This window comes from Agromyces cavernae (assembly GCF_021044935.1).
GTDB lineage: Bacteria > Actinomycetota > Actinomycetes > Actinomycetales > Microbacteriaceae > Agromyces > Agromyces cavernae.
In genome coordinates, this window is sequence record NZ_JAJNMP010000004.1 from 107,398 (window position 1) to 132,953 (window position 25,556).

The following is a 25,556-nucleotide window of genomic DNA, read 5'->3' on the forward strand; positions in this document are numbered from 1 at the left end:
TCAGGCTATCGCGCGCAGCGCGGGCAGTCGTGCGGCCACCTCGTCGAGCACGGACTCGTCGCCGGCGTAGAGCCCGTGCTCGCGGGGCCAGTGCGAGACGACGTCGGTGTAGCCGAGCTCTGCGGCACGACCGACCGCATCTTCGAACGCCCCGACATCGGCGAGGCTGTAGCGCGCCTCGGCGTCGAGCGAGAGTGTGCGGGCGATCGTCGACGGCTCGCGGCCGGCCGCCATGCAGGCATCGTCGAGCCGGTGGATGAGGTCGGCGGCGCTGCGCCACCACGCCGCATCGTCGTCGTGTTCGCCGCCCGTCGTCACCCAACCGTCGCCGATGCGCACCGCGAGCTCGAGCGCCTTCGGCCCGTTCGCGGCGAGGTGCAGCGGCATGCGCGGGCGCTGCGCGGGCTCGCCGACCATGCGCGCGCCGGTCGCCGTGTACCACTCGCCTTCGAACGAGAGACCGGATGCCTCCCCCACGGCAGCCCCTTCGAATCGCAACAGCACGTCGAGCCCCTCGGCGAACTCGGCGAAGCGAGCGAAACGCTCGCGCGGCGTCAGCTGGGGCTGGCCGAGCACGTACGCGTCGAATCCCGTGCCACCTGACCCGAGGCCGAGGAGCACGCGCCCGCCCGAGATCTGGTCGACGGTCGCGATGTCCTTCGCGAACGGCACCGGGTGCCGATAGTTCGGCGACGCGACGAACGTGCCGAGCCCGATGCGACTCGTCACCGTGGCCGCGGCCGTGAGCGTCGGCACGGTCGCGTGCCAGCGCTCACCCGCGAGTCCGCGCCACGAGAGGTGATCGTACGTCCAGGCATGGTCGAAGCCGAGCTCTTCGGCACGTCGCCACCGAGCGGCCGCTTCGGGCCAGTCGTACTGGGGCAGGATGACGACGCCGAATCGCATGGCGCGAGTCTACGATGCGTCGGAAGGGCGAGCGGATGTCCCGTGGCCCGCGGTCACGGGAACGAGGTCGATCTCGAGGGGCACGGGTTCTGCGGCGGGACGCTCGAAGCGCACGAGCACGATGCCGCCGAGGATGAGCACACCGCCGAGCAGCTGCATCGGACCGATCGCCTCGCCGAGCAGCACCCACGCGACGACTCCCGCGAAGACGACCTCCGAGAGGCCGAGGAACGAGGCGAGCCGGGTGCCGAGCAAGCGGATCGCCTGGATGCCCGCGACGTACGCGAACGCCGTCGAGACGGCGCCGACCGTGAGCACGAGCACCCACCACGGGGCCGTGCCGCCGAGGTACGGCATATCGGTGAGCACGAACTCGAAGGGCACGAGCCCGGTGAGCCCGGTGAGGCCGAGCACGATGGCCCCGATGAAGACGCCCGAGGCCGCCAGCGCGATGGGCGGTACTCCCTGGTCGTCGCGCGCGCCGAGCACGTAATAGACCGCGACGCCGAGCATGGCGACGCCCGCGAGCACGATGCCGAGCGGATCGATGGCGCCCCCTGCGGGACCGATGACGAGCACGAGGCCGGCGATCGCGACGACGGAGCCGGCGAGCACGACCAGCTGGGGTGCCCGGCGGGTGCGCGCCCAGGCGAACGCGACGAGGGCCACCGGCGCGAGGTACTCGATGAGCAGCGCGGTGCTGACCGGGATGCGCGCGATCGAGGCGTAGAACGCGAGCTGCACGCCCGCGACGGCGATGACCGAGTAGACGAGCACCGTCCACTTCGCGCGCCAGAGCGGGCGCAGGTCGAACCGCAGCGCCATGAGACCCGGTACGAGCAGGACCAGCGCGGCGACCGAGACTCGCAGGAACACCGCCGCCCCCGGTGACCAGCCGGCCTCGAGCAACGGCTTGACGACCGCGCCGCCAGCACCGAACGCCAGGCCCGACGCGAGCCCGAGCACGATTCCGACGATGCCACGCGATCCACGCATCGGGCGCTCCTTGATGAGGCGGGTGTTCTGTGAGGGTGTGCCGCGATGCTCAGCCCATGTCATGACCGAATCGCGTTATGCTGGTTACATTACTCCGCACGCCTGTCAGGAGTCAAATGATTTTCACCAATGACACCGAAGCCTCGCTCGGGTTCGCCGCGGCACTCGCCGACACGGTGCCCGAGGCATCCGATTCGGGCGATGACGAACTGTCGACGCCCGCCCAGCTGACCGCCCTGCTCGACGCATGGAGGTTCTCGGGCAGACGCGACGGCGACGACCGCGAGCTCGCCGAGGTGCGCAGCGCGCGCACCCGGCTGCGCGCCCTCTGGCTGCTCGACCGTGACGACGCCGTCGATGTCGTGAACGAGCTGCTCGAGGACGCGAGGGCGCTCCCCCGCCTCGTTCGCCACGACGACCTCGACTGGCACATCCACGCGACAGCACAGGACGCGCCACTCGCCCGACGCCTGCTCGTCGAGGCGGCGATGGCGTTCGTCGACGTCATCCGCGCCGACGAGATGGAGCGCTTGCGCGTGTGCGATGCCGACGACTGCGAGAGCCTCTACGTCGACATGTCGAAGAACGCCTCACGCCGGTTCTGCAGCACGCGCTGCGGCAACCGCATGGCCGTGCGGGCCTATCGGGCGCGCACCGCCTGAGAATGACGAAGGCCCCCGCCCGCGTGCAGTGCACGCGGTGGGGGCCTTCGCAAGAAGTTCGCGGTGTCTTCGAGAGCCGCGTCGCCGCTCGAATGCGGCACAGGCGACGCTTAGCGGCGCAGCCCGAGACGCTCGATGAGCGAGCGGTAGCGCGTGATGTCGACGTCGGCGAGGTAGCCGAGCAGACGACGACGCTGACCGACGAGGAGCAGCAGGCCACGACGCGAGTGGTGGTCGTGCTTGTGCTCCTTCAGGTGCTCGGTGAGGTCCTTGATGCGCTTGGTGAGCAGCGCGATCTGGACCTCGGGGGATCCAGTGTCACCGGGGTGCGTCGCGTACTCTTCGATGATCGCCTTCTTGACGTCTGCTTCGAGTGCCATAGATGGGATCCCCTTTCTCTCGTTGCGCGCTGCCCGAGGCCTTCTGCCTGGGCTCTCTTTATGCGCGGCCGTCGTGACGGCAACCTCAATACTCTACCAGAGCGGATGTCGCGTGGCTGACGGCCCCGTCGGAATACCCGTTCGCGTCGAATCGTTTTCATGCATATGAATGCGATCCTCGTCGATGTCGCCGTGATCGGCGCAGGGCAGGCGGGGTTGTCTGCCGGGTACCACCTGCAGCGGCGCGGCTTCGTGCCGGTCACGCGTGAGGCGAACGGCCACGACACCTTCGTCGTGCTCGACGCCAATGCTGCGGCGGGCGGCGCCTGGCAGCACCGTTGGGCGTCGCTGCGCATGGCGACCGTGAACGGCATCCACGACCTGCCGGGCCTCCCCGTGCCGCCTGCCGATCCCGGAGCGGCGAGCCGCGACATCCTGCCGCCCTACTTCGCCGAGCATGAGGAGCGCTTCTCGCTCGACGTGCAACGCCCGGTCGACGTGCGCGCGGTGCGGCGCGCCGACGACGCGTCGGACGGGCGCCTGCTCATCGAGACCGACCGCGGAACATGGGCAGCCCGTTACGTGATCAACGCGACCGGCACCTGGACCCGCCCGTTCCGCCCCTACTACCCCGGCATCGATCGCTTCCGCGGTCGTCAGCTGCACGTCGCCGACTACGCGACGGTCGACGAATTCGCTGGAAAGCGGGTCGTCATCGTCGGCGCCGGCGTCTCCGCCGTGCAACTGCTCGACGAGATCTCGCACGTCGCCGAGACGTTCTGGATGACGCGACGCGAACCGCAGTGGATCGATGAGGCGGACTTCGACCTCGCGGCGCGCAGCGCGGCGATCGCCGGTGTCGAGGCGCGCGTGCGTCGGGGCCTCCCTCCGGGCAGCGTGATCTCGGTGACCGGCATGCACTGGACACCCTGGGCCCGCGCGGCGCACGCGCGCGGCGTGCTGGTGCGACATCCGATGTTCACGTCGATCGAGGAGGACGGCGTGCGCATGCCCGACGGAACACTCCTCGCGGCCGACGTCATCCTCTGGGCGACCGGGTTCCGGCCGGCGGTCGACCACCTCGCCCCGTTGAAGCTGCGGACGCCCGCCGGCGGGTTCCGTGTCGCCGACTCGCGCTCGCTCGACGAACCGCGGCTGTTCCTCATCGGATACGGGCCGTCGCAGTCGACCGTCGGCGCCAACCGCGCGGGCCGGGCGGCCGTGCACCGGATCGTCGCCGAGCGGGCGGCCGCCCTGGGCGAGGCCGCGTAGCGTCGGCATCGCCGTCAGGGTACGAAGACCCGCTCGGGCCTGCCATAGCGGTCGAGCACGATCGCACGCATGAGGTGCTGTGCAGTGGTCACGGTGCACTTCGCCGGAACGGAATCGAAGGTGCCTTGCGGTGAGGCTGCGGGTGCGCAATGCTGCCCGCATGAGCAAGCCCGTCCTCATCACGATCGGCGCCATCGTCACCCTGATGGGCGTGATCTTCATGTTCCAGGGCCTCGGGGTCATCGGCGGCAGCGCGATGACGGGGTCCGCGCTGTGGGCGATCCTCGGGCCGATCATCGCGCTCGCGGGGATCGTGCTCGTCGTGGTCGGCCTCCGTCGCGGGCGCAGGAGCTGAGGCCGGCGGCATGGGGTTCACGCTGAAGCGGGTGTACGACGCGGCCGAGGCGACTGACGGCTTCCGCGTGCTCGTCGACCGGCTCTGGCCGCGCGGCGTCAGCAAACAACGCGCCGAGCTCGACCTGTGGGCGAAAGACGTCGCCCCCTCCCCCGAACTGCGCACCGAATGGCACCACCATCGCGAGCGGTTCGACGAGTTCGCGTCGCGCTACCGCGACGAACTCGATGCGGGCGAGGCCGCGCGCTCGCTGCTCGACCTCGGCACCGAGCACGAACGGGTGACCCTGCTCTTCGGTGCGCGCGACGAACAGGTCAACCACGCGACCGTGCTGCTCGAGTGGCTGCGCGAGCACGGGGCATCCGTCGAGTCCTGATCCCGGCTGAGACACTCTTGAGGTCTGCGCAGGGTCGCGATAGCGTGCGGGGTGAATCGAGGAAGTGAGCACAACTCATGAACACGACCCACCGCACCCGCACCGCCGCCATCGCCATCGCCGCGGCCGCCGCGTTCACCTTCGCGGGCACCGGCGCCGCGAACGCCGCCGGCGCAATCCCGCTGAACGGCGGACAGGAGGCACCCGCGCCGAACAACTTCGGCGCGCACGGCTCGTTCAGTTACGAGATCGACGGCAACGAGCTCTGCTACACGCTCGAGGTCGACGGCTTGTCGTCGCCGGCGACGGCCGCGCACATCCACGTGGCGCCGCGCAATGTCGCGGGACCCGTGGTGGTGCCGCTCACCGTGGTCAACGCGACGAGCTTCGAAGTCGACACGTGCACGACGGCCAACCCGATGGTGCTCGCTGCCATCGAGGCGGATCCGAAGGCGTACTACGTCAACGTGCACAACGCGAACAACCAGCCGGGTGAGATCCGCGGGCAGCTGAAGTAGCGCCGCGGGAGTATCGGGTCACACCGTGCGGTAATGCCGTGTGACCGGCGGTTTCGTGCGCTGCGAATGCGCGCTGCGAGTGTCGGTGGGTGCTGGTTGGATGGGCCTATGCCAGCCGTCCTCGAGCTCCCGCCGCATGCTGCGCTCGCGTTCGAGCTCGAGGCGATCGCCGTGTTCGAGAGCATGATGCGCCGACTCCAGGCCGACCAGTACCGTCGCATCCAGCGAGCGCGCGATCTCGCGGCCGAGGTCGAGGGCATCACCGATTCGAGCACGGCGAGTCAGCGCGACATGGCGACTCGCTCGTTCGTCGCCGAACTCGCGACGACGCTCGGCCAGCACGAGGCATCAGTGTCACGGCTGGTCGCCGAGGCGCACCGCCTGACCGGGCCGCGCAGCGCAACGCTCGGCGCCCTCGAGGCAGGCGATCTCGCGCTCACGCAGGCGCGGTCGGTGCTCGAGCTCACGCGCGACGCGCCGGCCGAGGTCGCCGACGCGGTCGAGCAAGTCGCGATCGATGCCGCAGCTGATGCGGTGGCTCGCGGCTGCGTGCCGACGAACGCCGAGGTGCGCCGACGCATGCGGCGCGTGCGCGACCGCATGCACCCCGAACCCCTCGCCGACCGGCGCGCTCGGCCTCGGCCGATCGGCGGGTCTGCGTCGATCCCCCACCCGACGGCATGGCGCGGCTGAGCCAGTTCATCGAGGCTGAGCGGGCCCGCGCCATCGATCACCGGCTCGACGTGCTGGCCGCGCGCGAGGCATCCGACGATTCCCGCACTGCCGCGCAACGCGCCGCCGATCTCGCGGCCGACCTGCTGCTCGGCGGCGTCCTCGTCGACGACGACCGCACGCGCCACGCTGCCGCCGCCACCGGCGCGGTGCAGCCGCGCATCAACGTGACCGTGCCGGTGCTGACCCTGCTCGGCCTCGACGACGAGCCCGCCGAATTCGAGGGCTACGGGCCGATCGACGCCGACACCGCTCGTCGGCTCGCGGCGCATGCGCCGTCGATGCGGCGCATCCTCGTGCACCCCGAGACGGGCGTCGCCCTCAGCTACGGGCGCGAGCACTACCGCGCACCGGCCGACCTCGACGGGTTCGTGCGCGTGCGCGGCTGCTCGAGTGGCCGAACCACCACCGGTGCCGCTGGATCCGAACGACTCGATCGACGACGAATGGCAAGCATTGCTGGATCAGCATTCACCAGTGCCGTTCTGAACTACTGAACTGCGGCCGCGGCCCTCACACCGGCGTCCAACGGCGTCGTGCGTGCGACGATGGAGGTGAGTAACCCGAAAGGTCGCACCGGATGACGACCGCCAACCGACGCACTGTCGACCGCGCCGGATACCCGCCGCCCGCGCTCACCGCCGCCGTGCTCGCGCTCTTCGCCATCGCGCTCGCCGTGTGTGCGGTCGTCGTGGTAGGCGACACCACCGCCCGCGCGCTCGCGTCCTACACACCGGTCGAGGCGATCGTCGTCGACGACCGCACCGAGGAGGCGCTGGTCGCCGACCGGCGCGGCAGCAGCCAGGTGCCCTTCCGAGTCGCGATCGTGGAACTGCCCGACGGAGTTCGCGCCGACGTGCGCAGCGACGATCTCGTCGTCGGCGCACCCGTGACCGTCTACCGCAGCGACTCGGGTGCGGTGTTCGCGACCCCGCCCGCGCGGCCGGGTGCGCTGGAGTGGGCGCTCGGTGCGGCGATCGTGGCTGCCGCGGTCGTTCTGGCGATCGTGGCGGTGTGCTCTGTGCTGCGGCTGCGATCGTAGTCGTGAGCACGTCGAGCACGTCGAGCGCTACGAGGCGACGAGCCGCGTGAGGTTCTCGAACGCGCCGGCCGCGTGGGATCGGGCGCGCGCTCGCGCCTCGGTCACGCGCGGATCGTCGGCGTGGCGAGGCAGGTCGGCGAACGGGTACAGGCGGGTCGTGCGAGCCCACTGCGCCACGTCGGGATATGCCACTCGAGCGCGCGAGGCCACCATCAGCGCCAGGTAGGCGACGAGGAAGTCGCGATTGCGATCCCAGAGGTTGATCGGCGGGCACAGCGCGTTTCGCGCGGCGTCGTCGGGGAGCAGTGCTTCGACGACGCCGAGCAACGCGTACTGCATCGACACCGTTCCCCAGAACATCGGCTGCACGGTGATGCGACCGGGCTCGAAGATCGGTCGCAGCGGACGCCGCGCGAGGCCCCGTGCCGTGCAATGCACATGGAGCGTTCCTGGCGTCGTGGAGATCGAGCCTTCGTCGAGCTGGATGCGCTCGCGTCCGATCGCGCGCACGCGCCCGAGGCGCACGACGTTCTCGATGCGGCGCAGCAGCGCCACCTCTGCGTCGGAGACGATCGCTCCGTGGAACATCTCGGCCGGAGCGTTGCGATCCACGCGCAGCAGGATCTCGAGCTCGTCGAGGCGGGCGAATACGTCGCCGGTGGAGGAAGCTTGGTCGAACACCTCCGTCTGATCGGCGTTGGCCACGTACTGGTCGGGCAGCAGGTCGTAGGGCTGGAAGAACCGACGATTGGGCCACCACCCCTCTCGCGGTTTGATCCACGTGATCGCCGCGGCATCCACACCCTGCTCGAGCAGCCACACACACGTGTCGAGCGCGGTCTTGCCCGCGCCGATCACGGTGAACCGATCGGCCGGCGCCGCCAGCCGGGCGAGTTCGCCGGCGGGGACGCAGCGTACGCCGTCATCGACCGCGAACGACGGCGGCGTCGTCGCCGGAATGGCCCCCTCGACATACGTCGCATCGACGATGCGGCGCCGGGCGACCGCCTCCCACTCCTCGCCGTCGACCAGCGACGTGAAACGGCCCCCGCCGACGTGCTCGCACATCGGGAAATACCGCACCCGATCGGTCGGCAGGAAGACGGTGGTCATCGCCTCGTCGAAGTGTGCGCAGACCTCGGCGGCACTCGCGAGCTCGTAGAGCCCGGCGTTCACGCCGACGGTGTCCCGCCGCTCCACTCCGAACGGCAGGGACGCCACGCCGTACGACAACGCCGGCTGGTGCATCCGCACGAACGGGTAGGCGTCGATCCAGTGGCCTCCCGGCGCATGCCGGCGGTCGACGATGGCGACGGTCGCGTCGGTGTGCGCGAGCAGCTGGTCGGTGAAGACCATGCCCGCGGCCCCAGCCCCCACCACGAGGTAGTCGACCTCGACGCGCCTGACCACAGCGTCAGGTTAGCTGCTGGCCGGCACGTGTGGAACAGGCGCCTGCGACGACGACACCAGTCGTGCCCGCGACATCCGCTCGCCGCGCCCTACGCCGGCACCAACGGGAAGATCGCCGGCCAGCCGTTGTGGGCGTACACGATGACGCAGAAGACGACCGCGTCGAAGATGAGGTGCACGATGAGCACGTACGTGAGCGACTTCGTGAGCTTGAACGTGTAGCCCTGGACGAGCGCGAAGGGGATGGTGAGCAGCGGACCCCACGACTGGTAGCCGAGCTCCCACAGGAACGACACGAACACGACCGCCTGCAGCGCGTTCGCCTGCCAGGTCGGGAAGTGGCGCCGCAGCAGCGCGAACACCGTGCAGATGAAGAACAGCTCGTCCCAGGTGCCCACGGCGTTCACGCCGACGAAGAGGCGCGCGATCTCGTCGGGCGCGGTGACCGTCGGCCAGTTCTGGTAGACGCCCGACGTGATGAAGTAGAACGGCAGGATGAGCCAGCCCGCGACGGTCACCGCGATGAGATAGATCCACTGGGTCCGGGTCCAGCGGCGACCGGTGCGCCACGGGAAGCGGATGACCCGGTCGCCGTACCAATACCGCGAGATGACATACGGCACCACGACCGCGAGCCCGAGCACCACGGCGAAGCGCAGTATCGCAGGGTAGCTGATGTCGGCCTCGAGCGAGATCGTCGAGATGATCGCCTGCCCGAGCGCGATGAGGAAGAGGTCGGGCAGCAGCCGGCTCGTGCGACCCGAGCGATCGGTGAGCCACGCCGCCGCGAGGCCGGCCACGAGCAGCGCGTAGCCCGCGAGCGGCAGCATGAACCCGAACAGCAGCACCGCCGCGCCGCACACGAGCACCGCCGGCACGAGTCCGATCGCGTGCGTGCGCACGTCGCGCACCGTGAGGTCCGTGCCGGTCGAGGCTGCCACACCCCCAGCTTCCCACGGGTGTCATCGCGCCATGGCACGATCGAGGCATGCAGCAGTCAACCCATGCGATCGTGCCGCCCTACCTGCTCGCCCGCATCGCGGCCGCTGACGACCCGCGTTTCCCTCGCGCGACCGCCGCCGCGCGTCGATCGTTGCTGCGCGACGCGCCACTGCGCGAGTGGAGGGAGGCGGCCGAACGCCCGCCCTTCCTCCTGCCCGAGCACCCTGCACGTGACGAGCGGCCGGCCGCCGGGCCCGGGCTGGCCCCCGCCCCCGACCGTCGGGTCTCCGATGCCGGCGGCGAAGAGCGACTCCCCGGCCGCCTCGTCCGTCGCGAGGGCCAGCCGCCGTCGGGCGACCGATCGGTCGACGCCGCCTACGACGGGCTCGGCGAGACCTTCGAGCTCTTCGCCCGCGTCTTCTCACGCGACTCGATCGATGGGGCCGGCATGCCCCTCGAGGCCACCGTGCACTACGGCGACCGCTACGACAATGCGTTCTGGGACGGCGAGCGCATGGTGTTCGGCGACGGCGACGGCGAGGTGTTCCGCGGATTCACCGACTCGCTGAGCGTCATCGGGCACGAACTCGCGCACGGCGTCACCGAGCACACGGCGGGGCTGCGCTACCAGGGCCAGTCGGGCGCGCTCAACGAGCACGTCTCCGACGTGTTCGGTGCGCTGGTCGAGCAGTACGCGAGCGGCCAGGACGCCGAGTCGGCGACGTGGCTCATCGGCGAGGGCATCTTCACCGATGTCGTCGAGGGGCGTGCGCTGCGATCGATGCTGAACCCCGGCACCGCCTATGACGACGACCTGCTGGGCCGCGACCCGCAGCCCGACCACTTCGACCGCTACATCGAGACCGATGAGGACAACGGCGGCGTGCACTTGAACTCGGGCATCCCCAACCGCGCATTCGCGCTCGCCGCGCGCGAGCTCGGCGGTTTCGCCTGGGAGGGGGTCGGGCGCATCTGGTACGACGTGCTCACGTCAGGGCGGCTGCGGCCCGACACCGACTTCCGGCGATTCGCCGCCGAGACCGTGCGTGCCGCACGCGAACGCCACGGCCGCGACTCGCGCGAAGAGCGTGCTGTCGCGGGGGGCTGGTCGGCGGTGGGCATCGAGGTGCCGCGGGAGTAGCATCGCCCCCATGGACGTCATCGTCTCGCGCAGCGGTGGCCTCGCCGGGCTCCGGCTGACGTGGGAGGTTCGTGTCGAGGAGCAACCCGACCCGCGCGAGTGGTACCTGCTCATCGAAGAGTTGCCCTGGCATGAAGCGCGACCGACGCCGCTCGAGCCCGACCGCTTCGTCTACCGCATCCGCTGCGCGCCGCACGAGGCCACGCTCGCCGAGCGCCAGGTCACCGGCCCGTGGCGTCAGCTCGTCGATCGAGTGCAGGAGACGACCGAGCCGCTGCGCCGCGGCCATCGTGAAGATCCGCCAGCACACCCCACGCGATCAGACCCTGCGCGGCGAGATACGTCGACATGACGGCGAAGTCGTGCAGGGCGAATTCGTAGCCCGGCAGGAACCGACCGAGCGCGAGCACCGAGTCCGAGACGACGAAGAGGGCGCCGCCGACCGCGATCACCCCGCCTCGCCCGCCCGCGAGCACCGCCATCGTGCCGAGCACGGCGCCGTACACGGCGACCGGCACGAGCAGCACCCCGAGGTGCGGGCCGAGCAGGGCGAGGAACGCGACGTACCAGGCGACGTAGACGAGAGCCCAGGCGGGCACCCGGTGTGCACCCGACCGCCCGGCAGGCCGTCCCGCACCCGGCCGCACGGGAAGCCGCAGGAACAGCACGATGAACGCGACGTGCGCGACGAGGAACGCGAGCAGCCCCGGCACGAACCAGCCGGGGAACGAGAGCAGCACGTCGCCCACCCACGAGCAGGCGAGCGCCGCCACGAGCAGCCACACCTGCGGCGGGCGCGGGCGGCGCACCGAGAGCACGACGGCAGCCGCCAGCAGCGGCATCAGCAGGGCTTTCGACGTCGTCACGGCCCAGCCGGGGCCGCTGTAGAGCACGACCAACTGCACGAGCGAGATCGCGAGGAAGGGCAGGAAGGGTCGCAGCTGGCGATCGGTCACGTCGTCGTGTCCTCGTCGGGTGTGGTGGGCGCGGTCACGTCATCGTAGTCGGAGGTCGGCCCCCCGGGACATCCGCACGCGCTCACCGGCGGCACGCGCGATCCGTCGGCGTCGGCACCGTGACGTACCGCGGACATGGCGAAGGCCGGTGGGCATCCGCCCACCGGCCTTCGATCACGCGTGTCGGTTCAGCTCACGCCGAGCAGGTCGATCACGAAGATCAGGGTCTTGCCGGACAACTGGTGGCCACCACCTGCGGGGCCGTAGGCCTTCTGCGGCGGCACGGTGAGCTTGCGACGACCGCCCACCTTCATGCCGGGAATACCCTCCTGCCAGCCGGCGATGAGCGCCTGCAGCGGGAAGTTGATCGACTGGCCACGACTCCACGAGGAGTCGAACTCCGCGCCGCTGTCGTACTCGACGCCGAGGTAGTGCACGTCGACCGTCGAGCCTGCGGTGGCCTCGGCACCCTCGCCCACGACGAGGTCTTCGATGACGAGTTCGACGGGGGCGGGGCCCTCAGGTGCGTCGATCTCGGGCTTGCTGTTCGTATCGGTCATGGCTCCAGTTGAGCAGATGCGCGGGGCCGCCCGCAATGCGGGACACCCGTCCACCCCCCTCTTGCGCTGACTGCGAACACGTTGCACTCTGGAATCCGAGAACTCGTCGCCCACGTAGCGCTGTAGGCCATGCCACACCACTTGGGCGGCGAGTTTTTCGTTGGATCACGCCGCCGTCGCGATCACCGCAGCAGCTCGCGACGTGCCCCCGAGATCGACGCGAGGAGTGCCTGCTCGTCGGCGACGGCGCGTGCGCCGCCCTGCCCCGACGCGAGCTTCTGCCGCGTGAATGCGAGGTGCGTGGCATCCCGGATCAGACGTTTCATCGTGGCGGTGCGCGGCGGAACCAGCGCGCCCGCCCACGCCCTCGCCTGCCGCCTGCCCGACGGTGTCGCGAGCATGTCGACCTCGCCGGCGCTCAGCCAGCCTGCGGCGGCGTACTCGCCGAGACGACGCCGGGTGACCCGCACCTCTTCACGCCGGAGCCACAGGGTGAGCAGCACCGCGGCGATGAAGATGGGCACCTGCACGGTGAAGTAGACGCCGATCGCATCGGTCGCGAAGACGGCTGAGCCGTTCCACAGGGCGTGCAGCAGGGTCGCGCCCAGCAGGCCGAGCAGGAACCAGCCGACGACGCCCGCGCCCCCGCCGCGACGCACGCCCAAGCCGATCACGATGCCCGTGCACGCGGTGAACAGCACGTGCGCGAACGGAGAGAAGATGCCGCGGATGACGAACGTCGAACCGAGGTCCTCGGCGCCGCCCTCGAGCAGCGCGACGCCGAAGTAGAGGATGTTCTCGGTGAACGCGAACCCCGCCGCGACGGTCGCGGCGTAGACGAGCCCGTCGACCGGCCCGTCGAAGTGCGCGCGCGAGAAGGCGTAGATGAGCAGCACCCCGAGCCCTTTCGCGAGCTCCTCGACGAGGGGCGCCTGCACGACCGCCTGCGCTGCCTCGTCGGCCGCTCCCCCCGTGGCGAACGCCATCGTGAGCTGCACGCCGAGATCGACGATGAGCGCGATCGCCACCGACACCGCGGCCCCCCACAGGAACGCGAACCACAGCGCGCCGACCGGCTCGGGCTCCCAGCGGTCGACCCAGCGGATGGCGAGCAGCACGACGACGAGCGGCACGAGCGCCACCGAGGAGCCGATCACGAGCGTCGACACGCCGAGGGCTGATGCGAGGTAGGCGACGACGCCGAGCCCGATGAGGCCGGCGACCGCGATGCCGACGACGGCGAGCGCGAACCCGCCGCTGCGCGCACGATGCCGGGCTGGGAAGGCTGCCGTCTGGCTCACGACCCGAAGCCTATCGAGGAGCCGGTGCCGATGCCTCGAACATGACCCCCGGGTTGAGGATGCCGGTGGGGTCGAACAGGGCCTTGATGCCGCGCTGCAGCTCGAAGGAGTCCTCGCCGAGCTCGTCGGCGAGCCAGCGGCGCTTGAGCACGCCGACGCCGTGCTCGCCCGTGAGCGTGCCGCCGAGGGCGACGGCGGCGCGGAACATCTCGTCGGCGGCCTGCCAGATGTGCGGGGGCACGTCGTCGCCCGTGTATACGAAGTTCGGGTGAAGGTTGCCGTCGCCGGCATGCGCGAGGGTCGGGATCTCGATGCCGTGCCGTCCGCCGATCTGCTCGATCGCACGGAACATCTCGGGCAGACGCGACCGCGGCACCGCGACATCCTCGATGAGCACCTGGCCCGATGCCGCGAGCGCGGGGTGCATCGCCCGGCGGATGCCGAGCAGCCGCTCACCGGTGATGCCATCGGTCGACACCGAGACGCGCCCGCCCGCGGATTCGAAGCGCTCGGCGATCGCCGCGCCCTCGTCGCCTGCCCCCGCGCCGTCGGCCTGCGCGAGCAGGAATGTCTCGCCGGGGGCGAGCGTCGCGAGCGGCGTGCCGGCCAGCTCCTCGTCGCCGAGGTGCGCGGCCACGCGCGCGAGCCCGGCCGCGTCGATGAGTTCGAGCAGCGCGGGACGCAGGCGGGCTGCGGTGACGGCAGCGGATGCCGCGGCCGCGGCCTCGACGTCGGGGAACACGCCCGCCACCGTCACCGTCGTGCCGGGCAGGATCGGCCGCAGCCGCACGGTCGCCTCGACGATGACGCCGAGGGTGCCCTCGGACCCGGTCATGAGCGCGGTGAGGTCGTATCCGGTGACGCCCTTCACGGTGCGGTGGCCCGTGCGCAACAGCCTTCCGTCGGCGAGCACGACCGCGAGCCCGAGCACCGCCTCGCGGGTCACGCCGTACTTCGCGCACAGCAGGCCGCCCGCGTTCGTGGCGATGTTGCCCCCGATGGTCGAGATCGCGCGACTCGCAGGATCGGGCGCGAACCAGAGCCCGCGGGAGGCGAGCAGGTCGTTGAGGTCGCCGTTGAGCACGCCCGGCTCGACGACGGCGAGCTCGTCGGCCTCGGAGATCTCGAGGATGCGGTTCATCGGCGAGACGTCGAGCACGATCGCGCCCGGGCTCGCGATCGCGCCGCCGGCGAGGCCGGTTCCCGCACCGCGGGGAACGACGGGCGTGCCGGTGGCGTGCGCGATGCGCATGACGGCCTGCACCTGGTCGACGGATGTCGCGTGCACGACGGCGATCGGCAGGCTGGCGCTGCGCCACCCCGAGCGGTCGTCGCGGGTCGCCTCGAGCGCGCTCGGTTCGGTGGTGACGGAAGCCCCCAGGACCTCATGAAGGCGGGCGACGACGGCGTGCGACATCCCTCAACCATATCGACGGCGGTCGTGTCCGATTTCCGCCACCCGATGCCGGTGGGTCGTGCGAGGCTTGGAACATGACGCAGACCGTATCCGCCCCGGCCGCCGGTCCGACCCGACGCGGCGGCGACCCCCTGGCCGACCCGGTGTTCGCCGAACGCTACCGCGCCATGCGCGCGCGCGACGCCCGCTTCGACGGGCAGTTCATCACGGGAGTGCACTCGACCGGCATCTACTGCCGGCCGAGTTGCCCCGCCGTATCGCCGAAGCCGACGAACGTGAGCTTCTACCTCACGGCCGCCGCCGCGCACGAAGCGGGTCTGCGGGCCTGCAAGCGGTGCCTGCCCGACGCCGTGCCCGGCTCCCCCGAGTGGGACCTGCGCGACGACCTGGCCGCGCGAGCCATGCGCCTCATCGCCGACGGCGTCGTCGAGCGCGAGGGCGTGCCGGGGCTCGCCGCGCGGCTCGGCTACACGACCCGCCACCTCACCCGTGTGCTCGCCACCGAGCTCGGCGCCGGGCCGCTGGCGCTGGCACGCGCGCACCGCGCGCAGACGGCTCGAGTGCTGCTCACGAGCACGGCGATGCCCGCGGCCGATGTGGCGTTCGCGTCGGGCTTCGGCAGCGTGCGGCAGTTCAACGACACCATCCGCGAGGTCTACGACCGCAGTCCGCTCGAGCTGCGGGCCGTGGCTCGCGTGCGCGAGCGGGCCGCGCACCGATCGCGTGCGGCAGTGGCGGCCCCCGGAATCGTGCACCTGCGGCTTCCCGCCAGGCCTCCGTTCGACGCCGCGGGCGTCTTCGCCTGGCTCGAGGCGCGCGCCGTCGACGGCATCGAGGTCGCCGGTCCCGGCCGCTTCCGGCGAACGCTGCGGCTTCCCGGCGGGCCGGCGCTCGTCCAGCTCGGCGCGAGCGGCGACGCCGACTCCCCCGCGATCGACGTCGACGCACGCCTCGCGAGCCTCGCCGACCTGCCGCCGCTCGTCGCTCGGGTCCGTCGCCTGTTCGACCTCGACGCCGATGCGGTGGCCATCGACGAGGTACTCGCCGCCGATCCAGTGCTCGCGCCGTCGGTCGCAGTCACGCCGGGCATCCGCGTCCCGGGCTGCCTCGATCCGCACGAGCTCGTGTTCCGCGCGCTCATCGGGCAGCAGGTGTCGGTGAAGGCCGCGCGCACCGCACTCTCACGGCTCGCCGCAGAACTCGGCGACCACGTCGACCCTGCCGGCGTCGATACCCTCGGCGGTAGCGACCTCGGCGACCCCGCCGACGGATCGGCTGCGGCGCCGCACCTGCTGTTCCCGACGGCCGCGGCCATCGCAGCCCACGGCGCCGAGGTGCTGCGCGGGCCGGCCGCGCGCGTGCGCACGATCGTCGATGTCGCGCGGCGCCTCGACTCCGGCGACCTCGTGGTGGCGCCCGAGCGCGAACGCGAAGACCTGCGACGCGAACTCCTCGCGGTGCCCGGCATCGGCCCCTGGACGGCTGGATACGTCTCCATGCGCGTCACCCGCGCACCCGACGTGCTGCTCACGGGCGACCTCGCGCTGCGCAACGGCGCCGAGCGCCTCGGCCTGCCCGGCAGTGCCGCAGAGCTCGACGCCCTCGGCGCTCGCTGGGCGCCGTGGCGCAGCTATGCCTCGATGCACCTCTGGCGCGCCGCCGCCGTAAACATCTGATGTCTCGGCGTCCACGCGGTACGCTTCCGACATGGCCGTCACCGACGAAGCGATTCTGCGCATCAAAGACATGATCATCACGGGCGAACTCGCGCCCGGAGACCGCTTGCCGCCCGAGAAGGAGCTGAGCGAACGACTCGGCCTCTCGCGGTCATCGCTGCGCGAGGCCGTGAAGGCACTCGAGGTCATCCGCGTGCTCGACGTGCGTCGCGGTGACGGCACGTACGTCACGAGCCTCGAACCTCGCCTCCTCCTCGAGGCGATGTCGTTCGTCGTCGACCTCCACGACGACCAGTCGGTGCTCGAGATCTTCGCGGTGCGGCGCATCCTGGAACCGGCCGCGGCCGCACTCGCCGCCCGCAACGCCGACGACGACGCCCTCGAGCACCTGCGCGAGGTGGTGAGAAGCGTCGACGACGCGACCGATGTCGAAGGACTGGTCGCCCACGATCTCGAGTTCCACCGCGGCATCGCCGAATCGACCGGCAACAGCTACCTGGCGAGCCTCATCGACTCCCTGTCGAGCCACACGGTGCGTGCGCGCGTCTGGCGCGGCATCACCCAGGAGAACGCCGTCGAACGCACGCTGCTGGAGCATCACGCCATCCTCGACGCGATCGCCGCCGACGACCCCGATCTCGCATCCGCCTTCACGGTCGTGCACGTGAGCGGCGTCGAACAGTGGCTTCGCTCGGCGCTCTGAGCACGACCCGTCGAGCCACGACTCCCTGAACACGGCAGTGGGGGGCGCCGACCGAAGCCGGCGCCCCCCACCGGGACATCCGTCGCCTACTCGTAGAGCACGGCCTGGATCTCCTCATCGTCGATGTTCGACGCGTCGTACCAGTAGAAGCCCGTGTCGATCGTCTCGGGCAGCTCCTTGCCGTCGAGCGCCTCGACCGCAGCCTTCACGGTCTCATAACCGATTCCGACCGGGTTCTGGGTGATCGCCCCGAGCATGAGCCCGTCACGGATCGCGTCCATCTGCGCCTTGCCCGAGTCGAATCCCACGACGACGAGTTCCGCCGGGTCGATGCCGAGCTCCTTGACCGCCTGCACGACACCGATGGCCGAGCCTTCGTTCGAGCCGTAGATGCCCTTCAGGTCGGGGTTCGCCGAGATGATCGCCTTCGCGAGGTCGGCGGACTTCGCCTGATCGCCGCCGCCGTACTGGATGTCGACGATCTCGATGTTCGGCTCGTTCTGCTCCATGTACTCGACGAATCCGTCGCGACGCTCCTGGCCGGTGACCGAGGTCTGGTCGTGCACGACGAGTGCCACCTTGCCCTCGTGGCCGATCGCCTCGGCCATGTGCTCGGCGGCCTCGGCCGCGGCGGCGAGGTTGTCGGTCGCGGCGGTCGTGAGGGGGATGTCGCTGTCGACGCCCGAGTCGAACGCGATCACCGGGATGCTCGAGTCCTTCGCCTGCTGCAGCAGCGGTCCGGCCGCCTGGCTGTCGAGAGCGGCGAAGCCGATCGCCGCCGGACTCTTGTCGAGGGCGGTCTGGAGCTGCTGGATCTGCTGGTCGACATCGGCCTCGGTGTCGGGGCCCTCGAAGGTGATCTCGACGTCGAACTCCTCGGCGGCCTGTTCGGCGCCCGCCTTCACGGCCTGCCAGAACTGGTGCTGGAAGCCCTTCGAGACGAGTGCGACGTACGGCTTGTCGCCGCCTTCGCCGCCTTCGGTGCCGGCTGCGCCGCCGTCGCTCGCGCAACCCGCGAGGATGAGGGCCGCGGCGACGGCGCCGACGACGGCGCCCATCGTGCGCTTCTTGAACATGGTCACTCCTTGGTGGTGTCGGTTGGTGTTGCGTGTGGTTCGGGTTCTGCTGGGTGGTGCGGATGATTCGGGTGGTGCGGATGATTCGGGTGTTGCGATTCGGGTGGTGCGGATGATTCGGGTGGTGCGATTCGATCCCGGGGTGGAATCGATCAGGCCCGGCGTCGTCGGAGCATGTCGAGGTAGACGGCGACGAGGATGACGATGCCGACCGCGACCGACTGCCATTCCTGCGGCACCGAGATGATGCGCAGGCCGTTCGTGAGCACCGCCATGATGAGCGCACCGATCACGGTGCCGACGATGGAGCCCTTGCCGCCCTGGAGCGAGGTGCCGCCGATGACGACGGCGGCGATGGCCTCGAGCTCGAGGCCCATGCCGCCCGTCGGCTGCGCAGACGAGAGCCGCGATGCGCTCAGCACCCCCGCGAGCCCGACGAAGAGGCCCGAGAGCGTGTAGATGATGATCTTCCAGCGCCGAACGTTCACGCCGGAGAGCGCGGTCGCCGCCTCGTTCGATCCGATCGAGAACGTGTAGCGGCCGAGGATCGTCCTCGACAGCAGCACCGCTGCGATGATGATCATGACGATGAAGATGGCGACGCCGAGCGGGAAGCGGATGCCCGGAATGATCGACAGGTTCATGATCGACTGGAACTCGGGGGTCTCCGAGAAGTAGATCGGCTTCGTGCCCGAGATGACGAGCGAGAGGCCCGCGGCGATGAGCATCATGCCGAGCGTCGCGATGAACGGCGGGATGCCGAGCACCGAGATGTTCACGCCGTTGATGAGTCCGATGACACCGCCGAAGAGGATGGTCGCCGCGACGCCCGCCCAGAGCGGCAGGCCCAGGTAGGTGAGGAACACGCCCGCCATCACGCCGCAGAGCACCATGCCGGTGCCGATCGAGAGGTCGATGCCGCCGGTGATGATGACGAACGTCGTGCCGAGCGCGAGGATTCCGGTGACCGTCGCGGCCGTGAGGATCGAGACGAGGTTGTTCGCCGTGAAGAAGTGCGGGCTCGCGAACGAGAACACGGCCACGATGACGATGAGGCTCGCGAACGCGAGCAACTGCTGCAGCGAGCCGCGCAGCCACGCCATGCGGGGCTTGCCCGCCTCGATCGCGGCGTACGCGCTCGTCGACGGCGTCGGCGCCGCCTGGCTCCCGGTTTCCGGTTTCGTCGTGGTCGGGCTCATGATGCGATGGTTCCTTCGCTCGAGAATCGGGTTGCGTAGTCCATGAGGTTCTCCTGTGTCGCCTCAGCGTTGTCGAGCACGGCCGTGAGTCGTCCCTCGGCCATGACGGCGATCCGGTCGGAGAGCCTGAGCACCTCGGGCAGCTCGGACGAGATCATGATGATCGCCTTGCCCTGGTCTGCCAGCTGCCGCAGGAGCGCGTAGATCTCCTCCTTGGCGCCGACGTCGATGCCGCGGGTGGGCTCGTCGAAGATGAGCACGTCGCAGTCCTTCGCGAGCCATTTCGCGATGACGACCTTCTGCTGGTTGCCGCCGGAGAGGTTGCGCACGAGTTGCGCGGTGGAGGGTGTCTTGATCCGCAGCTTCTGCACGTAGTCCCGGCCGGTCGCCTCGATGCGGCTGTCACGCACGAAGCCGAGCCCCGAGACGTAGTCGCGGAGCGACGAGAGCACGATGTTCTCACGGACGCTGCGCTCGAGGAGCACCCCGAGCTGCTTGCGGTCCTCGGAGAGGTAGCCGATGCCGAGCTTCGCCGCCTCGGCGGGACTCGAGATGGAGACCTCGCGGCCGCGAACCAGGATCTGCCCCGACTCGCGCCGGTCGGCGCCGACGATCGCACGGGCCACCTCGGTGCGGCCGGCGCCCATCAGCCCGGCGAACCCCAGGATCTCGCCCGCACGGACGTCGAAACCGACATCGCGGAGCAGGTGCTTCGTCGAGAGCCCGCGAACCGAGAGCACCGGTTCGCCGTCGGGATGACTCGGAGCCGGCCGCTGCTCGCCGACGATCTCGCGGCCGACCATGAGCGAGATGACCTCCTTCGGGTCGGTGTCCGCGGTGACCCGGGTGCCGACGTAGCGACCGTCGCGCAGCACAGAGATGCGGTCGGAGATGCGCGAGAGCTCCTCCATGCGGTGCGAGATGTAGATGACCCCGGTCTCGGGCGTGCGGAACCGCCCGATGAGCTCGAAGAGCACGTCGACCTCGGCGTCGTTCAACGCCGCCGTGGGCTCGTCCATGATGAGCACCTTCGCGTCGAACGACAGTGCCTTCGCGATCTCGACCATCTGCTGCTTGGCGACGGTGAGCTGCTCGACGCGCTGGGTGGGATCGAGCGCGAGCCCGAGCCGATCGAAGAGGTCCTGCGCGCGGCGGTTCAGGGCGCGCTCGTCGAGGAACAGCCCGCCTGCGCGGTGCTCGCGTCCGATGAAGATGTTCTGCGCGACCGTCAGGTCGGGCATGAGGTTGAACTCCTGATGGATGATCGAGATGCCCAGCTCCTGCGCGTGCCGCGGGCCTTCGATCGCGAGCACCTCGCCGTTCAGGCGGAAGGTCCCGGCATCGGGCGTGTAGATGCCCGCGAGGAGCTTCATGAGCGTCGACTTGCCGGCACCGTTCTCGCCGACGAGGGCGAGCACCTCGCCGTGGCGGAGTTCGAGGCGCACGTCGGCGAGGGCCTGCACGCCGGGGAACCCCTTGCTCACCCCCTCGACGTCGAGGAGCGGAGTCGCAGCGGCCGGTTGTTCGGTCATTCCGCTGCTCCTGCCGGCTCGTCGCCGTGACCGAGCCCGTCGAGGGCGGCGACCAGTCCGCCGCCGAGGATCGGGTGGATGCCAGTCAGCACGTTTGGCCTCTCTCCTTTGAGATTTCGATCAAGTATAGGTAGTCATCCGATGTTTCGGAACCGGAAGGCTTTGATTTCGCGGCTACATCGCGAATACTGCGACACAGGTCCGATCATTCACGTGCGGTACGCCACGATCCAGAGGTGCAGGGGCGCGTCGATCGTGGGCGTCACTTCGGTCACGGAGAAACGCGCCCAGCCGGCCCTCCGCAGACGTGACGACGGCACTCATGCGGGCACCGACCCGGCGTGGGCTCGTCGCCAGGTGAACTCGTCGACGGAAGCCTCGAGCATCTCGGTGCCCGCTCCCGGCGCAATCGGGGTGACGTAGCGACCGCGCCTGACGGCGGCAGGGGTGACGAAGTGCTCGTGGAGGTGGTCGACGAATTCGATCATGCGCCCCTCCATCGTGCCCGAAAGCGCGACGTAGTCGAACATCGAGAGGTGCTGCACGGCCTCGCAGAGGCCGACGCCGCCGGCGTGGGGGCAGACCGGCACGCCGAACTTCGCGGCGAGCAGGAGGTTCGCGATGTTCTCGTTCACGCCGCCGACGCGGGTGGCGTCGATCTGCATCACGTCCATCGCGCCCGCCTGGAGGAGCTGCTTGAACACGATGCGGTTCTGCACGTGCTCTCCGGTCGCGACGCGGATCGGGGCGACGCTGCGCGCGATCGCGGCGTGGCCGAGCACGTCGTCGGGGCTCGTCGGCTCCTCGATCCACACCGGATCGAACTCGGCCAGCGCGTTCACCCACTCGATCGCCGAGCCGACGTCCCATCGTTGGTTGGCGTCGATCGCGATCGGGAAGTCGGGGCCGACGGTGGCACGCGCGATCGCGAACCTCCGTCGGTCGTCGGCGAGATCGGCCCCGACCTTGAGCTTGATCTGGGGATACCCGTCGGCGACCGCCTCGCGGCAGAGCCGCTCGAGCTTCTCGTCGGAGTAGCCGAGCCAGCCCGGCGTCGTCGTGTACGCCGGGTAGCCCAGTTCGAGCAGCTGCGCGCTGCGTTCCGCGCGTCCGGGCTCGGCGGCGCGGAACAGCTCGAGCGCCTCACCCGGGGTGATCGCATCGGTGAGGTACCGGAAGTCCACGAGCTCGACCAGCTCCTCGGGGGACATCGCGGCGAGCAGTTGCCACAGCGGCAGCCCGGCGCGCTTGGCCTTGAGGTCCCAGAGGGCGTTGACGGCAGCGCCGATCGCCATGTGCATGACGCCCTTCTCGGGGCCGAGCCAGCGCAGCTGCGAGTCGTGGGCGAGCAGACGCCAGGCCGAACCCATGTCGCCGAGCAGGGCTTCGACGTCCTGGCCGAGCAGATGCCCGCGGAGGGTGTCGAGCGCCGCCACCTGCACGTCATTGCCCCGGCCGATCGTGAAGACGAAGGCATGGCCGGCGAGGCCGTCTTCGGCATCCGTTCGGATGGTGAGGTACGCCGCCGAGTAGTCGGGGTCGGGGTTCATGGCGTCGGACCCATCGAGTTCGAGGGAGGTGGGGAATCGGATGTCCCGGGTCTCAACACTGACGATCGTGCTCATGGTGTCCTTTCGTGGCGAACTCGAGCATAAACATCGGATGTCTAGCCTGTCAACTCCGGTGATCTTTCCAGGGAACCGCCCCTGATCCCACCCTGCGCACTGGAAAGCTCAGATGTTCGCGCAGGCGGCAACGACGAGCACCGGCATTGGATTCGGCCGGCTCGGCGCCCGCGGGCGCCGAGACCGGATGAATCAGGAGTCATCCGAGCCTTCTTCGAAGGCGCGGGGTTGTCGACCCGAGGGCGCATGCGGGCCAGTTCGTTGTACACCTCCTACACAGGTCGCGAAAATGCGCCCGATAGCCTAGAGAGGTGAAGTTCGCGCACCTGAGAGCCGAAGGCCAGACAACCCCTCGACTCGCGGTGGTCGCCAACGAAGCCGCCCTCTTCCTCGACGAGGTGATGCCCGAGGCGCCGCGCGACCTGCAGGACCTCATCGAGCGCGGTCCCCGCGGCCTCGACGCGGTGCGCGACGTCGTCGATGCGAACCTCGGCTCCGGCGCCGAGCTCACGCCGGTCGCCGACCTGCGCCACTCGTCGGCGGTGCTCCGGCCCGCGCAGGTGCTCGCGATCGGCGCGAACTACGCCGCCCACGCCTCCGAGCTCAAGCTGCGCTCCGAGACCGCGATGACCGTGTTCTCGCTCTGGCCGAACTCGCTCACGGCCCACGGCGCTACCACGACCTGGCCCGGAGACCTCGCGACCCAGGTCGACTACGAGGCCGAGCTCGGCGTGATCATCGGCCGCCCCGCTCGCGCGGTGCACGCCCGCGACGCGCTCGACTACGTCTGGGGTTACACCGTCGTCAACGACATCACCGCACGCGACATCCAGTTCAGCGAGGCGCAATGGTCGCGCTGCAAGTCCTTCGACGGCTTCACGCCCACCGGACCCGTGGTCGTGACCGCCGACGAGATCGCCGACCCGCAAGACCTGTGGCTCACGACGAACCTCGACGGGCACATCCTGCAGGACGCCTCGACCAACGAGATGGTGCGCCCGGTCGCCGACATCATCGCCTACCTCTCCCGGTCGGCGACGATTCCGCCGGGCACCCTCATCTCGACCGGCAGCCCCGGGGGCGCGGGCTACTCCCGCAACCCCCAGGTGTTCCTGCGTGACGGCTCGACCGTGACCGTGTCGATCGAGGGCATCGGGTCGCTCACCACGCACTGCCGCGTCGTATAGCCACGATCCGCAGCACGCGGCATCCGCTCGGCTACTCGCTCGGCTCGCCCTTCATCTCGATGACCGGTATCGCGATCGTGATCGGGCGCGCGCCCGAGAGCTTCGACGGCGAGAGCTGCGCCGTGACGTCCTCGCGGGTCATGAGCCCGGCCTCGACCACGAGATCGGCGACGGGGCGGCCCGTGGCGAGCGCGGACTTGGCGAGTTTCGCCGCCTCGGTGTAGCCGATGAACGGGATGAGCGCCGTGATGACGCCCACGCTCGACGCGACCTGCGCCTCGAGGTACTCGGTGTTCGCCGTGATGCCGTCGACGCAGTTGACGCGCAGGGTCCAGCACGCCTGGCGCATCCAGGTGATCGACTGCAGCAGCGAGTGCGCGATCACGGGCTCGAACGCGTTGAGCTGCAGCTGGCCGCTCTCGGACGCCATCATGACCGTGACATCAGCACCCGCCACCGCGTACGCAACCTGACTGACGGCCTCGGGGATCACCGGGTTCACCTTGCCCGGCATGATGCTCGAGCCCGCCTGACGGGGCGGCAGGTTGATCTCGCCCAGGCCGGCCTGCGGGCCCGACGACAGCAGCCGCAGGTCGTTGCAGATCTTCGAGAGCTTGATTGCGCTGCGCTTGAGCGCGCTCGAGAACGTCATGAAGACGCCGGTGTCGCTCGTGGCCTCGACGAGGTCGGGTGCCGTCTCGAGTGGTTGGCCGGTGATCTCGCTGAGGTGGCGTACGACGGCCGCGCCGTAACCGGGGTCGGCCGTGATGCCCGTGCCCACGGCGGTGCCGCCGAGGTTGACCTCGGAGAGCAGCTTGATCGTCTCGCGCAGACGCGCGATGTCCTCGCCGAGCGTCGTCGCGAACCCGTGGAACTCCTGGCCGAGGGTCATCGGCACGGCGTCCTGCAATTGCGTGCGGCCGACTTTCAGCACATCTTGGAAGTCGCGGCCCTTGCGCCCGAACGCGATGCGCAGCTGGTCGAGTTCGGAGAGCATCGTCGTCAGCGACGCGGTCATCGCCAGTTTGAGGGCGGTCGGATAGGTGTCGTTCGTCGACTGGCTGCGGTTGACGTCGTCGATCGGGTGCAGGATGTCGTAGCGCGCCTTCGGATAACCGGCGATCTCGAGCGCGACATTGGTGATGACCTCGTTCGCGTTCATGTTCGTCGACGTGCCGGCGCCGCCCTGGATGACGCCGACGACGAACTGCTCGTGGAACTCGCCGTCGATGATGCGCTGACAGGCCTCGTCGATCCACACCTGCTTCTGCGGGCTGAGCGCGCCGACCTCCTTGTTGGCCCGCGCGGCGGCCTGCTTGACCTGCGCGAGCGCGATGACGAGGTCGGGGTACACCGAGATCGGCCGCTTCGAGATCGGGAAGTTCTCGAGCGCCCGCATCGTGTGCACGCCCCAGTACGCATCGGCGGGCACCTCGACGGTGCCGAGCGAGTCGCTCTCGGTGCGTGTCGGCGTGCCGGGCGCGGCGAGGTGCTCGCTCGCCCCGAGGCGGCGTTCGGCGGAAGGGTATGCGGGCGTCGACACGGATCGGCTCCATTGCCTCGGGCGCGCGGGATGCGGCGCGGCGGGTGTG

The 25,556-nt window shown here is 70.1% G+C and carries 25 protein-coding genes and 1 pseudogene; 12 read left to right on the top strand and 14 right to left on the bottom strand.

Annotated elements, in window-relative coordinates:
- A complete protein-coding gene (locus LQ757_RS16135) occupies positions 1 to 906 on the bottom strand; it encodes an LLM class flavin-dependent oxidoreductase (RefSeq protein ID WP_231048294.1) in 906 nt (301 codons plus the stop codon).
- A 9-nt stretch (positions 907 to 915) separates the two neighbouring features.
- Entirely contained in the window at positions 916 to 1,902 is a 987-nt protein-coding gene (locus LQ757_RS16140; protein WP_231048295.1) for an EamA family transporter, read from the bottom strand.
- 116 nt (positions 1,903 to 2,018) lie between these two features.
- On the opposite strand from LQ757_RS16140, the gene LQ757_RS16145 reads away from it, so the two are divergent.
- A complete protein-coding gene (locus LQ757_RS16145; RefSeq protein WP_231048296.1) occupies positions 2,019 to 2,564 on the top strand; it encodes a CGNR zinc finger domain-containing protein in 546 nt (181 codons plus the stop codon).
- A gap of 110 nt (positions 2,565 to 2,674) precedes the next feature.
- Here the strand turns inward: LQ757_RS16145 and rpsO are convergent, their stop codons facing one another.
- Entirely contained in the window at positions 2,675 to 2,944 is a 270-nt protein-coding gene (rpsO, locus tag LQ757_RS16150) for a 30S ribosomal protein S15 (RefSeq protein WP_231048297.1), read from the bottom strand.
- Between the two features lie 165 nt (positions 2,945 to 3,109).
- On the opposite strand from rpsO, the gene LQ757_RS16155 reads away from it, so the two are divergent.
- The 6 genes from LQ757_RS16155 (at position 3,110) to LQ757_RS16180 (ending at position 7,239) form a co-directional block, all read left to right on the top strand.
- Entirely contained in the window at positions 3,110 to 4,216 is a 1,107-nt protein-coding gene (locus tag LQ757_RS16155) for an NAD(P)-binding domain-containing protein (protein WP_231048700.1), read from the top strand.
- A gap of 160 nt (positions 4,217 to 4,376) precedes the next feature.
- Positions 4,377 to 4,571 (top strand): hypothetical protein, encoded by a 195-nt coding sequence (locus LQ757_RS16160; protein ID WP_231048298.1) that lies wholly within the window; start codon positions 4,377 to 4,379, stop codon positions 4,569 to 4,571.
- A 10-nt stretch (positions 4,572 to 4,581) separates the two neighbouring features.
- A complete protein-coding gene (locus LQ757_RS16165) occupies positions 4,582 to 4,947 on the top strand; it encodes a DUF488 domain-containing protein (RefSeq protein WP_231048299.1) in 366 nt (121 codons plus the stop codon).
- A 77-nt stretch (positions 4,948 to 5,024) separates the two neighbouring features.
- The gene (locus LQ757_RS16170) at positions 5,025 to 5,465 is read left to right on the top strand and encodes a CHRD domain-containing protein (protein WP_231048300.1); all 441 of its coding nucleotides are present in this window, start codon (positions 5,025 to 5,027) and stop codon (positions 5,463 to 5,465) included.
- Between the two features lie 545 nt (positions 5,466 to 6,010).
- Positions 6,011 to 6,694: a DUF222 domain-containing protein gene (locus tag LQ757_RS16175; protein ID WP_231048701.1), complete on the top strand. Its 684-nt coding sequence runs from the start codon at positions 6,011 to 6,013 to the stop codon at positions 6,692 to 6,694.
- An 83-nt stretch (positions 6,695 to 6,777) separates the two neighbouring features.
- Positions 6,778 to 7,239 carry a PhlB family protein gene (locus LQ757_RS16180; RefSeq protein WP_231048301.1) on the top strand — a complete coding sequence of 154 codons (462 nt, stop codon included), beginning with the start codon at positions 6,778 to 6,780 and terminating at the stop codon, positions 7,237 to 7,239.
- A 27-nt stretch (positions 7,240 to 7,266) separates the two neighbouring features.
- Here the strand turns inward: LQ757_RS16180 and LQ757_RS16185 are convergent, their stop codons facing one another.
- Both LQ757_RS16185 and LQ757_RS16190 read right to left on the bottom strand, forming a co-directional pair.
- Positions 7,267 to 8,649, bottom strand: coding sequence for an NAD(P)-binding protein (locus tag LQ757_RS16185; RefSeq protein WP_231048302.1), 1,383 nt, complete (start codon positions 8,647 to 8,649; stop codon positions 7,267 to 7,269).
- A gap of 89 nt (positions 8,650 to 8,738) precedes the next feature.
- Positions 8,739 to 9,590, bottom strand: coding sequence for a CPBP family intramembrane glutamic endopeptidase (locus LQ757_RS16190; protein WP_231048303.1), 852 nt, complete (start codon positions 9,588 to 9,590; stop codon positions 8,739 to 8,741).
- Between the two features lie 47 nt (positions 9,591 to 9,637).
- On the opposite strand from LQ757_RS16190, the gene LQ757_RS16195 reads away from it, so the two are divergent.
- The gene (locus LQ757_RS16195; protein ID WP_231048304.1) at positions 9,638 to 10,732 is read left to right on the top strand and encodes a M4 family metallopeptidase; all 1,095 of its coding nucleotides are present in this window, start codon (positions 9,638 to 9,640) and stop codon (positions 10,730 to 10,732) included.
- 10 nt (positions 10,733 to 10,742) lie between these two features.
- Positions 10,743 to 10,931 (top strand): annotated as a pseudogene (locus tag LQ757_RS19550) (protealysin inhibitor emfourin); the annotation flags it as partial.
- 22 nt (positions 10,932 to 10,953) lie between these two features.
- Here LQ757_RS19550 and LQ757_RS16200 read toward each other — a convergent pair.
- From LQ757_RS16200 to LQ757_RS16215, 4 genes are all read right to left on the bottom strand, one after another.
- Positions 10,954 to 11,688, bottom strand: coding sequence for a lysoplasmalogenase (locus LQ757_RS16200; RefSeq protein WP_231048305.1), 735 nt, complete (start codon positions 11,686 to 11,688; stop codon positions 10,954 to 10,956).
- 188 nt (positions 11,689 to 11,876) lie between these two features.
- Entirely contained in the window at positions 11,877 to 12,248 is a 372-nt protein-coding gene (locus tag LQ757_RS16205; protein WP_231048306.1) for an FKBP-type peptidyl-prolyl cis-trans isomerase, read from the bottom strand.
- 182 nt (positions 12,249 to 12,430) lie between these two features.
- A complete protein-coding gene (locus LQ757_RS16210) occupies positions 12,431 to 13,549 on the bottom strand; it encodes a PrsW family intramembrane metalloprotease (protein WP_231048307.1) in 1,119 nt (372 codons plus the stop codon).
- Between the two features lie 10 nt (positions 13,550 to 13,559).
- Entirely contained in the window at positions 13,560 to 14,966 is a 1,407-nt protein-coding gene (locus LQ757_RS16215) for an FAD-binding oxidoreductase (protein ID WP_231048308.1), read from the bottom strand.
- A 74-nt stretch (positions 14,967 to 15,040) separates the two neighbouring features.
- On the opposite strand from LQ757_RS16215, the gene LQ757_RS16220 reads away from it, so the two are divergent.
- Both LQ757_RS16220 and LQ757_RS16225 read left to right on the top strand, forming a co-directional pair.
- The gene (locus tag LQ757_RS16220) at positions 15,041 to 16,642 is read left to right on the top strand and encodes a DNA-3-methyladenine glycosylase 2 family protein (protein ID WP_372459667.1); all 1,602 of its coding nucleotides are present in this window, start codon (positions 15,041 to 15,043) and stop codon (positions 16,640 to 16,642) included.
- 31 nt (positions 16,643 to 16,673) lie between these two features.
- Complete coding sequence (locus tag LQ757_RS16225; protein ID WP_231048309.1) at positions 16,674 to 17,345, top strand: FadR/GntR family transcriptional regulator; 672 nt, start codon at positions 16,674 to 16,676, stop codon at positions 17,343 to 17,345.
- 86 nt (positions 17,346 to 17,431) lie between these two features.
- Here the strand turns inward: LQ757_RS16225 and LQ757_RS16230 are convergent, their stop codons facing one another.
- The 4 genes from LQ757_RS16230 to LQ757_RS16245 all read right to left on the bottom strand — a co-directional run bounded on the left by LQ757_RS16230 (position 17,432) and on the right by LQ757_RS16245 (position 22,777).
- The gene (locus LQ757_RS16230; protein ID WP_231048310.1) at positions 17,432 to 18,421 is read right to left on the bottom strand and encodes an ABC transporter substrate-binding protein; all 990 of its coding nucleotides are present in this window, start codon (positions 18,419 to 18,421) and stop codon (positions 17,432 to 17,434) included.
- 152 nt (positions 18,422 to 18,573) lie between these two features.
- A complete protein-coding gene (locus tag LQ757_RS16235) occupies positions 18,574 to 19,620 on the bottom strand; it encodes an ABC transporter permease (RefSeq protein WP_231048311.1) in 1,047 nt (348 codons plus the stop codon).
- Entirely contained in the window at positions 19,617 to 21,152 is a 1,536-nt protein-coding gene (locus LQ757_RS16240; protein WP_231048312.1) for a sugar ABC transporter ATP-binding protein, read from the bottom strand. The genes LQ757_RS16235 and LQ757_RS16240 overlap by 4 nt, the downstream gene beginning before the upstream one ends.
- Before the next feature lie 320 nt (positions 21,153 to 21,472).
- A complete protein-coding gene (locus tag LQ757_RS16245) occupies positions 21,473 to 22,777 on the bottom strand; it encodes an L-fuconate dehydratase (protein ID WP_231048313.1) in 1,305 nt (434 codons plus the stop codon).
- Between the two features lie 311 nt (positions 22,778 to 23,088).
- Here LQ757_RS16245 and LQ757_RS16250 point away from each other — a divergent pair, with 311 nt between their 5' ends.
- Entirely contained in the window at positions 23,089 to 23,964 is an 876-nt protein-coding gene (locus LQ757_RS16250; RefSeq protein WP_231048314.1) for a fumarylacetoacetate hydrolase family protein, read from the top strand.
- Positions 23,965 to 23,995: 31 nt separating this feature from the next.
- On the opposite strand, the gene LQ757_RS16255 is transcribed toward LQ757_RS16250, so the two are convergent.
- The gene (locus LQ757_RS16255; RefSeq protein ID WP_308195650.1) at positions 23,996 to 25,507 is read right to left on the bottom strand and encodes an aspartate ammonia-lyase; all 1,512 of its coding nucleotides are present in this window, start codon (positions 25,505 to 25,507) and stop codon (positions 23,996 to 23,998) included.
- Positions 25,508 to 25,556 lie beyond the last annotated feature (49 nt).